This window comes from Variovorax sp. V118, assembly GCF_041154445.1.
GTDB lineage: Bacteria > Pseudomonadota > Gammaproteobacteria > Burkholderiales > Burkholderiaceae_C > Variovorax > Variovorax boronicumulans.
Window position 1 is genome coordinate 5,860,432 of record NZ_AP028663.1, and the last position, 13,020, is coordinate 5,873,451.

Below are 13,020 nucleotides of genomic sequence, written 5' to 3' on the forward strand. Positions count from 1 at the left end.
CATGGATGGAGCCAGTCCTCGCCGCAGCCGTCAGGACGGCCCTCGCCCAATGGAAGCAGGCGAACACGTTCGACGAACGTGTGGTTCAACTCGCCAATCCTTCGCTGGTGGTGGCCGCCCTCGGCCCCGTAGCCGAGCAAGCTCTCCGAGGCGCGGGGAGCGAACCGGACGCCATTCGCCGGCATGTTCTTGGCCGCCCGTTCTTCCACCTGAAAGAAGTGTTCGACGCGTCGGAGAAGGTCGACACCCCTACGGCGTTCACTCCGGTGCCAGAAACCGAAGCGACGGTGGATGCTCGCGCTGCGGCGCTGGTAGTGCACGCGGTTTTGAAGCTGGAGACGGTTTCGTACAGCACCGAGAACGATGGCGAGTTGTTCGTCAACCTTGTCGTGATGCCCGGCAAGGGCCGCTTCGCGGACAAATCGAAGTCTGGCATGCGCGGGCACACCGACGGCGTCAGCTTTCCATTACGGGGTGACGATGACGCGGAGGACCCGCGGATTGCGCCATCACCGGACGTGGTCACCCTGATGGGACTGCGCAACCCCAGCGATGTGGCAACGACTGTGATGTCGCTTGATGACGTGCTTGCGCGGATGACGGCCGAGGACGTCTTCGAGCTCAAAAAACGACAGTTCTCGATGAACTCTCAGCTCACGTTCGCCCAGGGAATGGCAGAACTTCTCAATGAGCCACTGGTGGCCCATGGCGAAGCCGTATTGACGGACAGGGCAGAAGGAACATACGTGCGCTACAGCCACAAAAACGTTATGCCCACGGACCCGAACGCGGCGCGCCCTCGCGAAGCGTCGAACAACTTCGCAGTCGCCTGCAACGCAGCGGCGCAGGACGTGGTGGTAAAGCCGGGCGACGTCCTCGTGGTCAGCAATCGCCTGTGCTTACACGGTCGCGCCGAGCCCGGCGTGGAGGCTGGTGGCAGGACGCGGTGGCTGCTGCGTACGTATGGCCTCGATACCTCTAACCTGAACCCGCAAAAGCGCCACTTGGGCGAACGCCCAACGTACGTCCTTTATCCATAGACTTCTGCCAAGCCACACCGGGACGGGTTACGGTGATTTGGAGCGACTCGCCTCCCTATCGGTCGACCTGGTCGGACGCAACCGATTGCTTTCCGCTTCCTCGGTCACTCGGTGCCCGATCGCGACAGGCCGCAACCAGTCTCGAGCCGGCGACGGAGCAACCGGCTGCTTCACAGCGATAGCAGTCTTCTAGATTCCCGCAGCCCCGTCGAACTCAAGCCCGGTCTGTGGGGGCAGCATTGACCTGAAGAAACCCTGGAAGCTTGCGAAAGCAAAGCTGCGATGTTCGACGAGATCTACCGCTCTACCCGCTCTCGGAAGACAAGGTCACCCGGGTTGCGTTTCGGCTTCTTCAGTTCCACCCGCCTCAGGATCAGGTGGATGGTAGACAGGTACACATAGAACATCCAACTCAACCAGAGGTTGGCTTCATAGTCGGTCTTCTGCTTGTCGTTGTGGTGCCGAATCATGAAATTGTTGGCGATGTTGAACAGGTCCTTCTCATCGTTAGACGTGATCGCCTCAGACATTTTCGGGCGCAGTGCTTCCAGTACACCCACCAGATCAGACACGGCATGCCGCCGAACATCGAGGGATGCGCCGTGACGACGATATTCGTTCACCGCTGCCTTGACCCTAGCGGTGATGGTCTTGTCGTCGGTCGGAACAGTAGCATCAAGCAGTTGCTCAAAACCGCTGGGTGCTTGGCGGAGGATCAAGCCATCGGCAGACAACTCAAACCGATGTTCGTAGAGTGCAAGTAGATCGTTGACCCGTTTCCGAAATTCCTTCTGCCCTGTTTCCTTGTCGAAGGTCTCCCAGTGCATGCCGCATTGGTCATAGCTATGCATGCTGCCAGTCAGGGGTTTGGAGACGTGGTCGAACAAGAACTCGATCATGTCGAACAGATCGTCTTCCGAATATCCAGGTGCCTTGTCGGCAATTGGCCACAGGTCGGGCTTCCGCAGCGTCGTCAGGACGGTGAACTCTACGTCCACCAACTTGCCCTTCACGTCATGCATGTCCACGCACCAGAAACCGAATTGCTCGTGCGTGTAACCCTCTTCTCGAAGCTGCTCATAGAGCCGCACGAAGAGACCATTAGTGGTCTTCAGGTCGAACCCGTTGGTGCGCGGATTGATCCCGGTGCGGATCGAGTAAGGGACTTTGGCCATGCCCAATTATCGGCGTCTAGAACTTATCCACTGGGAGGCTGCCCGTAATGATCAGGACGTTTCCACTGCCAGAGAACAGATCAAGTACATGGAGCGTCAGTCCGGCTAGCGATGGAACGCACCACCAGAATGATGGCGGCTACTGCTCACAGATCGCTCACCACGATCCGTGGGTAGTCGATTTCTTGGGTTACCCGGCCACTCTGAGAACGAAAGCTCAAAGCGCGAAAGGTTCGTGCCCGAAGGCTCCGAAAGCGGATAGTGTGTTGCATCGACCGGTTGAATCCGCCGTCTGAAGCAGTCGTTGTTGGTCATTGAAACGTACCTGTACTACGCCCTAGTCAATGCGTCGAAGGCATTCCGCTCGAACGGCGAAAGCCCCCTAATGTAGCGATGCACCGTGCTCTCCGAGCGGTGCCCCGTCTGCCGCTGAATTGCCCACGTCGGAACACCAGCTTTGGCGGCAGTGGTGACCAATCCCGAACGGAGGCTGTGTGCAGAGAAGCCGCTCGGGTCAAGGCCGCAGTCCTGCATGCGCCGCCGTACTACACCTCCGACCGCCGCTCCACTCAATCCACCTCCTGGCTGGCCGTGCCGATTCACTCCGCGAAACAAAGGCTGCGACGGATCCTCTTCCGCAGCCGTCCTGCGCAGCAACTGAATCCAAGCCTTCAACAACTTAACCGGGCACATCCGCCTTGGCCCAGGCGGCAGCGCCACAACCCGGCCCTTGCCCTGCTGATCGGTTTTCGAACGCGCCAGTGTCATCGTCACACCTTGACCACTGAATACCAAACTCTCAAGCTTCATCTTAGCCAACTCCGATCTTCGAAAACCTCCGGCAAAGCCCACCACCAGCAAGGTCCTGTCCCGCAGGTCTCGTACTGGGTCCAAGTGCTTCTGTGGCCTGGCAAGGACGCGAAGCATCTCAATGCTGATGGGCTTAGCCTGCTTCTGCGCCGTGCCATGGACCCGCCGAATCCCGCGCATGGTGGTTTGCACCAACTCCGACCGCGTGGGCGAAGGCTTGCCCAGTGTCGTATGTGCGTTCGAAATCGCAGCCAGACGACGGTTGAGCGTGCTGGCTTTGACCTTGCCCGCGTAGGCAGCTAGGTACCGCGCCACCATCGCTGGCGTGGCCGGCACCCTGCCGCCCCAGTCCCGGAAATGTCGCAGGTCGCCCTCGTAGGCTCGACGTGTACTGTCGGCCACGGCGTGAGCGACATAGTGGTCGAATTCGACTTGGGTTCTTGCTAGCCTGGTTGTCCGAGATGGCTTGTGCGCGACGGACGCACGCTTGGACGAGTCGCTGCGAACTCTTGTCATGATCTTGCTCGCTATATGAATGCTGGGGGGCTCTTGTGAAGGAGTGACGCCCGCAGATGCGGGCGTTGATTCGAAGTGCTGCGTCATGGCAAATGCCATGGACATCTTTCGCAGCGGCCTACCGATGGGCCGCCGTTGCTCGCGGCAGACTCACCACTAGCGTCAGATACGCGGTCTGGTCACCCACTGCAGGTCGACTGCGCAGCCGGATGGTGAGGTGCAGCGCCCCCTCCCCCAGCGCCTCGCCCAAGGTTCGCCCCAGGCCGCGTACCGTGCGCACGGTGAGTTGGTATTCGGAGGGGGCCCACAGCACCAAGACCGCGCCCAGTGCCTGCTCAAGCCAGATTCCCCGGTCGCTCAGGTCCTCCAAGACAGCCACCATCGCCGCGTCCAGCTGTGCGGGTTCGTCCAGCGGTTGCGTAAGAAGCTCAAACTGCACTTGGCCGAAGTCCAAGGTTTCAACGACATCTGAGTGGTCCCAGGCCGGCCCCAGAATCGCAAGCCCTTCCAACACCGAGCGCTGTAGCCCAACATAGAACCATTGCAATGGCGCGAGCTGGGCGGCCTCTGTCGGATCGGCAATGTCGATGCGCGCGTCGATCGAATCGCAGAGGATGCCGAACATCGAGCCATCATGCGGCAACGGACGATTGTTCGCACCAAGCACGATGCCGACGGCATGGGCGCCCCTTCCCCACATGCGCCAAACCAGGAGCATGGCCGCTTCGATCTCGGCAGATGTCATGTCGAAACCAAAGGCCAAGCAGAGGATGCACGCGTTCTCGAGGTCGACTTGCTCGACCACATGAACCGCTTCGCCTGCATCGATCTCGATATAACTCGGCTTTTGGTCCAGCAGATCTGCCAACGGCGTGTGCAGTGGTGTTTCGATGTGACTGTGAAAGCGTTGAACCAAGCGCCGGCCCGAAGCACCGATGCCGATCAAGCGGACAGCACCGCTCGGCCCGCTGTCGGCGGGAGTGTGAAGAATATTCATGGAAATTACCTTCGATGCCACTCGCACAGGTCAGTGGCAGTGAAATGAAGACGGCAAAAGCAAAAGCGCCGCACCAGCCTCTCGGCTAGCACGGCGCCTTCGCAAAGGGCTGTATCAGCGACGCGGGGTCGCTACGGCACTGGCCTCAGCACGCGCTGTCCAGGCCATCGGCCGCGAAGTTCTTGGCGTCAGTGCGCGTCACGTCGCGCAGGCACACCGGCGTCTTGCTACTGATCGCCTTGTCGAGCAACGCGTAGTCCATGCGGCGCATCTGCCCAGCCTGCATCCAGACGACGTTGCCTTTGACGGTATGCAGGCACACGGCCTCCTCGCCACAAGGTTCGTACTTGGTGATGAGCGACATGAGGTTCTCGGCGCCGCCACTTGCGGCTGTGGGTGATGCCGAAGATGCCGATGCAGAAACGTCTGCACCTCGCTGGGGATTGCCGGCTGCGATCATGTCCGCAGCCTTCTGCAACTGGGCTTGCTCCGCCTGCTGGGCTACCGAGGGAGCCGCGACAGATGGAGTCGCAGCAAACTGAGCCGCCGTCGATGCCGGAACAACGGGCAGTGTGCCAGCCGATGGCACCACTGGCTGCTCGTATTGCATCGACGACGGGATAGCCTTTCCTCGAGCTTTGAGGACACTGCGCATGTGCTCGTCAAAGGCCAGAGCGTTGGACGCGACTTTCAGATACGGCGTCGTGGTCGCGGCGCTATAGCTCACCGACGTACTGAAGGTGTTCGCCCCCTCGTCCTTCACGATCTTGTACGCAACGGACAGCTGCAGCGGCGCTTCACTGACCTTGTCGCCGGTCACCACCCGTATCACGGTGGCGTCTGTCTTGTATTGCTGTGATCTGTCGACGTTCCAATAGAGCTCGGGGGGAATGTCGTACTTGAGGGCTGCTCCCAGCGGGTTGCCCATCCAGTCCATGAAGAAGTTCATCTTCTGGAGCACGGCGGGCTTGAAAGTAAACGTCAGGTTGACCTCGCACGAACGACGCTTAATCGATTCGTCGTAGGACGTCACGACGGGCGTGCCTGCCTCAAGGGACACGACATCTGCCGTCTTGAGTCTGTAGTTGCCAAGGTCTTCATCGTGTCCCTTGGTGACCATTCTCAGCACTGCCTCTATGCGCTGTGGATCGTTGCAAGGAGGGGCTTCGGGGCCGCAGCCAACGAGCAGCGCGGAAGTCGAAAAGGCTAGACCGACCACGAGCAGTCGGGGTTTGGTCTTGCAAAAGTAGTGGAACATGGTTGGGTTCTCTTCGTTCTAGCTGTTGGTTGGTTCGAGCACTCGGGTTGTCCATGACTCGTCGTGGATCGCCTGCCTCCCCGCATGACGCCCCTCTCGACAAATGCATGCAGCCCAAATGCTACCAAATCGGTAGTATTTGGGGCGAGCATTCTCGGGACTATCTTGATCTTTGAACCCAAAGATCTAAATGACCGTTCTGGGGAGACGCCTCAAGCAGGCGAGGCAGTTGGCCGGCTTGTCACAAGAGCAAGTGGGCATCGAAGCCGACCTTGATCCGATGTCTGCCAGCACGCGAATGAACCGCTACGAGTTGGGCAAGCGTGCGCCCGCGTATGAGTTAGTTGAAAGATTCGCGAAAGTGCTTGGGGTGCCTACTGCATATTTCTATGCGGTGGCCGAAGATGAAGCTCAGCTCTTGCTTGCTTTCGGCAAGTTGCCAAAAGCCAAACGGTCACAAGCCGTCGAGTTCGTTGTCGGCTTGAACAAGTAGGTGCAGCGCCACCGAACGCTAGGGCTCATTTCAGTACTCCTCCGGCAGCAGGAGCGTGGTCACGCTTCGGTCGGCCTCGGTGATCAGCCAGATGCGGTTGTCGAACTCGTCGCCTTGTTCCGCCTCCGCCAACGCTGAATTTTTCTTGGCCGCGTCTTGCAACGGCAATCGATAAACCGACAGCACACGCCGGCCATGCTCGACCGCGTCTTCATTAGTCTGCACATCTTCGGGGTCGATCTCGCCCCAGTCGCCGGTCACATGCTTGGCGAGTAGCGCGAAGGGATTGCTGTTGGTGGCGTGTATGAGTGCCAAGGCGCCCGGTGTTGCAACAACACGGCCCGGAGCGAACCGCAATGAGGCATCTGGCGTGAGGAAGGCGCTTAGAAAGTCTTTCACTTGAAATCTCCATAGAAAAGAAGCGCTCATGCGGCAGCCGCACCTGGCCCCAAGGGGCAAGGCGCAACAGTCGAAAAAAGCGCGGGGGATGGAAACGAAAACGGCCACCAAAACCAGCGTCAAAAAAGCGCTGGCTTGGCGGCCATCAGGGGCTACAGGCGGCGGTGCGCCTGCATACGGGCAAGGTCTTGCCTGGCTTGCGCCGGCAGGTTTCTACCCGTGGGTATATTGTAGCATATTTGCGACAAAATGTGTCATTTTTGAGACTTTACCCCCTCCTCAGGACGATACGAGGGGTCAAAAGGAGGTCAAAAGCGCCTTTCAAACCGTGGTTGCCCGCTTTTTGGCCGGCTGCACCGGCAATGAGAGCCCAAGCGCCCTAAAGCCTCATGCACAGGGCGCCAGCACGCACGCATGGCCCGCTGCAGTGTTCGGCCATACAGCGCACAACGGAGTGCAAAGCCATCCACTGGAGTGCAAAAATAAACGGGGGTATAAAAGGGGGTAATCCACCCACTTTGCACGCAAACCCGCATGAATACTTGGGCGGCGGCGGAGAGTGTGAGATTCGAACTCACGGACGCTTTCACGTCGGCAGTTTTCAAGACTGCTGGTTTAAACCACTCACCCAACTCTCCGGAACCATCGATTTTAAGCTGACGGCGCAGCCTTACTCGTCATCAGGCAGGAACAGCGTCTGCAGGTCGCTCAGGAAGTCGAGTCCGCGCTCGGTGGGCCACACGCGGAACAGGTCGCGCGCGACGAGCCCCTTGCGCTCCGCCTCTTCCAGGCCGCGCTGGATCGACGTCATCGCCAGGCCCGTGCGCTCGCTGAACTGGGGCAGCGTGAAGCCCTGCTTCAGCCGCAGCGCGTTGAGCATGAACTCGAACGGCAGGTCGGCCAGCGCCACTTCGTCACTCTGCGACACGGCCATGCCGGCGCGCGCGTTCTCCATGTACAGGCGCGGTTCGCGATAGCGCACCTGCCGCACGATGCGGTGCGCGAAGCTCAGCTTGCTGTGCGCGCCGGCGCCAATGCCGAGGTAGTCGCCGAACTGCCAGTAGTTGAGGTTGTGCGCGCACTGGTGCCCGTCGCGTGCATAGGCCGAAACCTCGTAGCGCGACATGCCGCTCACGCCCGTGCGTTCGGTGATGCGGTCGAGCATGGCGTAGGCGATGTCGTCCTCGGGCAGCGTGGGCGGGAACTTGGCGAACCAGGTGTTGGGCTCGATGGTGAGGTGGTAGATCGAGATGTGCGGCGGCGCCAGCGCCAGGGCCTGGGTCAGGTCGGCGTCGAGGCCTTCCATGGTCTGGCCCGGCAGGGCGTACATCAAATCGAGGTTGAAGGTGTCGAAGGCGCTCGCGGCCTCCTCCACCGCGGCGATGGCCTGGGCACGGTCGTGCACGCGGCCCAGCGCCGTCAGGTGCTCGTCGTTGAAGCTCTGCACGCCCACCGACAGGCGCGTGACGCCGGCTGCGCGGTAGGCGCGGAAGCGGTTGCGCTCGAAGGTGCCGGGGTTGGCCTCGAGCGTGATCTCGCACTCGGGCGCGAGCTTCAGGCGCGCGCGCACGTCGCCCAGCAACCGGTCGATGGCTTGCGGCGAGAACAGGCTGGGCGTGCCGCCGCCGATGAAGATGGTGTGGACGGTGCGGCCCCAGATCAGCGGCAACGCGGCGTCGAGGTCGGCGATCAGCGCGTCGATGTAGGCGGCTTCGGGGAGGCCGTCGATGTCGGCCTCGCTGGTGGCGCGCCACTCGTGCGAGTTGAAGTCGCAGTAGGGGCACTTGCGCAGGCACCACGGCAGGTGGATGTACAGCGACAGCGGCGGCAGCGCGGCGAGTTGCAGCGGGCCGGGGCGCATCCAGTGCAGCACGTCATTGGCCTGAGGGGCGCCGCCGGCTTGGGCGGGCTGGATCGGGAAGACGGTGGCCATCGGTCAGAACCAGCGCTCGCGCATCAAGGCGAGCATGGCCTGCGCGGCGCGGCCGCGGTGGCTGTTGGCGTTCTTCACGTCGGGCGGCAGCTGGGCGAAGGTCTTGCCGAAAGTCGGCAGGTACATGACGGGGTCGAAGCCGAAGCCGTTGTCGCCGATGGGCGCGGGCGCGATCTCGCCGACCACGCGGCCGACGGCAATCAGCGGCTCGGGGTCGTCGTGGCGGCGCAGCGCGACCAGCGTGCTGACGAGCGCGGCGCGGCGGTTGACCACGCCGTTGAGCTGTTCGAGCAGCGCCTTCACATTGTTGGCGTCGCCCTTGGCATAGCCGAACTGCGTGGCGTAGTACGCGGTGTCGACCCCCGGCAGGCCGCCGAAGGCGTCGACGCACAGGCCGGCGTCGTCGGCAATGGCCGGCAGGCCGGTGGCGGCGCTGGCGTGGCGCGCCTTGGTGAGCGCGTTCTCGACGAAGGTGCGGAAGGGTTCTTCAGCCTCGCCCACGCCCAGTGCCGACTGCGGCACCAGGGTGACGGACAGCTCGGCAAACAGCTGCTGGAGTTCGGCGAGCTTGCCCGCGTTGTTGGAAGCCAGAACCAGTTTCATGGAAAGTCAAAGATGGCTGTGGCGCCCGATGAGCGGGCGCCAGTGGCTCGTTGGTTGTAGTCGTCGTTCAGCTCGAAAGCAGGGCCTGCTGCTGCAGGCTCACGAGTTCGCCGATGCCCTTCTCGGCCAGGCCGAGCAGGAGGTTCATTTCTTCGCGCGTGAAGGCCACGCCTTCGGCCGTGCCCTGCACTTCGACGAAGTGACCGGCGCCGGTCATGACGACGTTCATGTCGGTATCGCAGGCCGAGTCTTCGGTGTACTCGAGGTCGAGCAGCGGCGTGCCGTCGACGATGCCCACCGAGATGGCGGCCACGTGACCCTTGATGGGCGAGGTCTTGAGCGCGCCGGAGGCCAGCAGCTTGTCGACGGCGTCCTGTGCGGCCACGAAGGCGCCGGTGATGGCCGCGGTGCGCGTGCCGCCGTCGGCCTGCAGCACGTCGCAGTCGAGGTGGATGGTGCGTTCGCCCAGGGCGGCGAGGTCGAACACGGCGCGCATCGAGCGGCCGATGAGGCGCTGGATTTCCTGCGTGCGGCCGGTCTGCTTGCCCTTGGCGGCTTCACGGCTGCTGCGGGTGTGGGTGGCGCGCGGCAGCATGCCGTATTCGGCCGTCACCCAACCTTCGCCACTGCCCTTCTTGTGCGGCGGGACTTTTTCTTCGACCGAGGCGGTGCACAGCACGCGGGTCTGGCCGAACTCGATGAGCACGGAGCCCTCGGCGTGGATGGTGAAACCGCGGGTGATGCGCACGGGGCGCAGCTGGTCGGCGGCGCGGCCGCCGCTTCGTGTGAAAGCAGTCATGTGTCTGGAGGAAACCGAAAAAGAAAAAGAAAAACCGCGAGACCCGATCAGGAGATCAGGTCTTGCGGGCGGCTGAGCGGCGGATGGCTTCGTTGATCTCGGCGATGGAGCGCTCGATGGCGTCTTCGTCGAGGTCGTCGATCTCGCTGTCGGACGGCATGCCGGCCTGGATGGTCGAGGCGAACACGCCGTCGTCGATGGTTTCGGTGGACACGCCGCGGTCGTCGCCGGGCGTCTCAGGCATTTCCCACTCGAGCGCGATCAGCGTCACGTTGTCGCTGTGGGCGCCTCCCTTGCGCAGCGCCATCTCGGCGAGGTCGGGCGCGGCGTCGGACACGGGCTTGCCGGACGACAGGGTGTGCACGATGACGGCATCGTCGAGCACGCCCCATACGCCGTCGGAGCACAGCATGAGGCGGTCGCCGCGCTGCAGCGGCAGCGGCGCCGACACGTCGAACAGCGGCGTGGTGGGCGAGCCCAGGCAGGTCAGCAGCAGGTTGCGGTTGACGGGCGCGTCGGTGGCGCCGTGGGGCTTGGGGCGCTCTGCATGCGAGTGGTCGCGCGTGCGGGTCAGCAGGCGGCCGTCGCGCACGACGTACAGACGCGAGTCGCCGCAATGCAGCCAGGTGGCGGTGGCGTTCTGCAGCACGGCCGCGACGACGGTGGTGCGGGGCGTGTCGAGCATCGCCTTGTGGCTGGCGTACCGCATGATCTGCTGGTGCGCCGACATGGCCGATTCGGCCAGGAAGGCCTTCACGTCCTTCACGGTGGGGCGGGCCTCGCGCTGGTAGAGCGCGGCGATGGTCTGCAGCGCCAGCTGGGCCGCCACTTCGCCTTCAGGATGGCCGCCCATGCCGTCGGCGAGCACGAACAGGCCCGACTCCCGCGTGTAGCAGTAGCCCATGCGGTCTTCGTTCTTGAGACGGCCACCCTTGCGGCTGACCTGGAACACGGAGAACTTCATGTCGCTCAGGCCGGTCGGGTGGTGGGCGCGGCAGCGCGCGGCAGGCTCTTCTTGTCGAAGGAGCGGATGTTGTCGATCGACAGGCGCACCTTTTCGCCGACCGTGAGCTTGGTGTAGCGGCGCTCGCCTTCGCGGCTGAGTTCCTTTTGCAGCGCAAACACCGACTGCGGACGCGAGAGCGGATCAAGCGACATGCACCACTCGACCACCTCGATGAGGTTGTCGGAGTACACGCCGCGCAGGCGCGAGAGCGACAGGCTCAGGCGGTCTTTCTCGATGCGCCGGGGTGCGTCGTTGGGCGGGTAGCCCTGCATGCAGGCGTAGATGCAGGCGCCGATGGCGTAGATGTCGGTCCAGGGGCCCATCGACGAATCGCGCCGGTACATCTCGGGCGCGGCGAAGCCGGGCGTGTACATGGGGCGGATGAAGATGCCCTCCTTGCTGAGCACTTCGCGGGCGGCGCCGAAGTCGATCAGCACGGCGCGGTCGTCGTCGGTGACGAAGATGTTGGCGGGCTTGATGTCCAGGTGCAGCATCTTGTACTGGTGGACGATGCGCAGGCCGCGCAGGATTTCGTCGAACAGCGAACGGATGGTCGATTCGCGGAACACCTTCTGCCGCTTCAGGTCGCGCGCCGTGACCACGAAATCCTGCAGGGTCGCGCCCTCCAGGTAGTTCATGACCATGTAGACGGTCTCGTTTTCGCGGAAGAAATTGAGCACGCTGACCACCGACGCATGCGAGATCTGCGCGAGCGAGCGGCCTTCTTCGAAGAAGCTCTTGAGCCCCAGGCGGTACAGCGACAGCTTCTCGGGCGGCACCTGCGGCGCCAGTTCGCCGGGGCCCCGCGTGGCGAGCGACGAAGGCAGGTATTCCTTGACGGCGACCTGCTGGCCGTTCGGGTCGATCGCGAGGTAGACCACGCCGAAACCGCCCGCGGAAAGCCGGCGAACAACGCGATATCCGCCAATGACCGTATCGGGCAACAGGGGCGTAGGCTTGACCTTTGACATAATCCGGGAGTTTCGCCCGAAGGCGATGGTGCGGCAAGCGAACGCTGTACCGACGCCTCGGTGCTTGCAAGCAAAACCACAGTGAGGCGCAATGCCAGTTTACAGCATGACCGGCTACGCCAGCGGCCAGAACGGCCCCGCAGGCAGCCACTCCGAAGCCGATGCACGGCCCTCCGCCGCGGGCCGGCTCGGGGTCGAAATCCGCTCGGTCAACAGCCGCTTTCTCGACCTCACCTTCAAGCTCCCCGAGGAGCTGCGCCAGCATGAGACCGCGCTGCGCGAGCTGCTCACGGGCAAGCTCAAGCGCGGCAAGGTCGAGGTGCGCGCGGCCATCGAGAACACGTCCCAGGCGGGCGTGGTCGAGCCCTCCGTCAAGCTGCTTCAGCGGCTGAACGGCGTGCAGGACGGCATCCGCGCCTGGCTGCCCGGCGCCCGCGAGCTCAGCGTGGCCGACGTGCTGCGCCTGGCCGGCAGCGACGGCGCCACCCGCGGCGACTGGGGCCCCGACCTGCTCGACGTGGCAGGCAAGGCCCTGGAGGCCCTGATGTCGGCCCGCCAGCGCGAAGGCGCCCGGCTGGCCAAGATGCTCGAAGCGCACCTGGCGCAGCTGCGCACCCTGGTGCAGCAGGCCGGTCCGCTGGTCCCGCAGCTGGTCGAACAGCAGCGCAACCGCTTCCTGGAACGCTGGCAGGAGGCCATGGGCCTGACCGCCGGTACGGGCGGCACGCTGCCCGAAGCCGCCCAGGACCGCGCCCTGACCGAAGCGACCGCCTTTGCAATCCGCATCGACGTAGCCGAAGAGCTCACGCGGCTGAATTCGCACCTCGACGAGATCGAGCGGCTGCTCAAGAAGGGCGGCGAGATCGGCAAGCGGCTGGATTTCCTGATCCAGGAACTGCACCGCGAAGCCAACACCCTGGGCTCCAAGTCGGCAGCCCTGGAACTCACGCGCATCGGCGTGGACATGAAGGTCCTCATCGAGCAGATGCGCGAGCAGGTGCAGAACATCGAATGACGACG

At 63.1% G+C, this 13,020-nt stretch carries 13 protein-coding genes and 1 tRNA gene; 3 read left to right on the forward strand and 11 right to left on the reverse strand.

All coding sequences use genetic code 11. The features are described 5' to 3' along the window. The first annotated feature begins 5 nt into the window (after nt 1-5). Complete coding sequence (locus ACAM52_RS27175) at nt 6-1,040, forward strand: hypothetical protein (protein WP_369645084.1); 1,035 nt, start codon at nt 6-8, stop codon at nt 1,038-1,040. Nucleotides 1,041-1,336: 296 nt separating this feature from the next. On the opposite strand, the gene ACAM52_RS27180 is transcribed toward ACAM52_RS27175, so the two are convergent. From ACAM52_RS27180 to ACAM52_RS27195, 4 genes are all read right to left on the reverse strand, one after another. Then, nucleotides 1,337-2,215, reverse strand: a complete 879-nt coding sequence (locus tag ACAM52_RS27180) for a hypothetical protein (protein ID WP_369645085.1) — start codon at nt 2,213-2,215, stop codon at nt 1,337-1,339. Between the two features lie 330 nt (nt 2,216-2,545). Then, the gene (locus tag ACAM52_RS27185; RefSeq protein WP_369645086.1) at nt 2,546-3,427 is read right to left on the reverse strand and encodes a site-specific integrase; all 882 of its coding nucleotides are present in this window, start codon (nt 3,425-3,427) and stop codon (nt 2,546-2,548) included. 232 nt (nt 3,428-3,659) lie between these two features. After that, nucleotides 3,660-4,538 carry a hypothetical protein gene (locus tag ACAM52_RS27190; protein ID WP_369645087.1) on the reverse strand — a complete coding sequence of 293 codons (879 nt, stop codon included), beginning with the start codon at nt 4,536-4,538 and terminating at the stop codon, nt 3,660-3,662. A gap of 145 nt (nt 4,539-4,683) precedes the next feature. Then, the gene (locus ACAM52_RS27195; protein WP_369645088.1) at nt 4,684-5,796 is read right to left on the reverse strand and encodes a hypothetical protein; all 1,113 of its coding nucleotides are present in this window, start codon (nt 5,794-5,796) and stop codon (nt 4,684-4,686) included. A gap of 190 nt (nt 5,797-5,986) precedes the next feature. Between ACAM52_RS27195 and ACAM52_RS27200 the strand changes: the two genes are divergently transcribed. Further along, nucleotides 5,987-6,289, forward strand: a complete 303-nt coding sequence (locus ACAM52_RS27200) for a helix-turn-helix domain-containing protein (RefSeq protein WP_257863624.1) — start codon at nt 5,987-5,989, stop codon at nt 6,287-6,289. Nucleotides 6,290-6,319: 30 nt separating this feature from the next. Here ACAM52_RS27200 and ACAM52_RS27205 read toward each other — a convergent pair whose 3' ends face one another. From ACAM52_RS27205 to ACAM52_RS27235, 7 genes are all read right to left on the reverse strand, one after another. Further along, the gene (locus ACAM52_RS27205; protein WP_369645089.1) at nt 6,320-6,718 is read right to left on the reverse strand and encodes a type I restriction endonuclease subunit M; all 399 of its coding nucleotides are present in this window, start codon (nt 6,716-6,718) and stop codon (nt 6,320-6,322) included. A gap of 523 nt (nt 6,719-7,241) precedes the next feature. After that, nucleotides 7,242-7,326: transfer RNA gene (locus ACAM52_RS27210), tRNA-Ser, on the reverse strand. Between the two features lie 32 nt (nt 7,327-7,358). Then, nucleotides 7,359-8,621, reverse strand: coding sequence for a radical SAM family heme chaperone HemW (gene hemW / locus ACAM52_RS27215; protein WP_369645090.1), 1,263 nt, complete (start codon nt 8,619-8,621; stop codon nt 7,359-7,361). Nucleotides 8,622-8,624: 3 nt separating this feature from the next. Further along, nucleotides 8,625-9,224 (reverse strand): non-canonical purine NTP pyrophosphatase, encoded by a 600-nt coding sequence (locus ACAM52_RS27220; RefSeq protein WP_369645091.1) that lies wholly within the window; start codon nt 9,222-9,224, stop codon nt 8,625-8,627. Between the two features lie 67 nt (nt 9,225-9,291). Then, complete coding sequence (gene rph / locus ACAM52_RS27225; protein WP_369645092.1) at nt 9,292-10,023, reverse strand: ribonuclease PH; 732 nt, start codon at nt 10,021-10,023, stop codon at nt 9,292-9,294. A gap of 55 nt (nt 10,024-10,078) precedes the next feature. Then, entirely contained in the window at nt 10,079-10,987 is a 909-nt protein-coding gene (locus ACAM52_RS27230) for a PP2C family serine/threonine-protein phosphatase (protein WP_062476311.1), read from the reverse strand. Between the two features lie 5 nt (nt 10,988-10,992). Next, complete coding sequence (locus ACAM52_RS27235; protein WP_056573330.1) at nt 10,993-12,000, reverse strand: serine/threonine-protein kinase; 1,008 nt, start codon at nt 11,998-12,000, stop codon at nt 10,993-10,995. A 91-nt stretch (nt 12,001-12,091) separates the two neighbouring features. On the opposite strand from ACAM52_RS27235, the gene ACAM52_RS27240 reads away from it, so the two are divergent. Beyond that, nucleotides 12,092-13,015: a YicC/YloC family endoribonuclease gene (locus ACAM52_RS27240; RefSeq protein ID WP_070062006.1), complete on the forward strand. Its 924-nt coding sequence runs from the start codon at nt 12,092-12,094 to the stop codon at nt 13,013-13,015. Nucleotides 13,016-13,020: the final 5 nt, after the last annotated feature.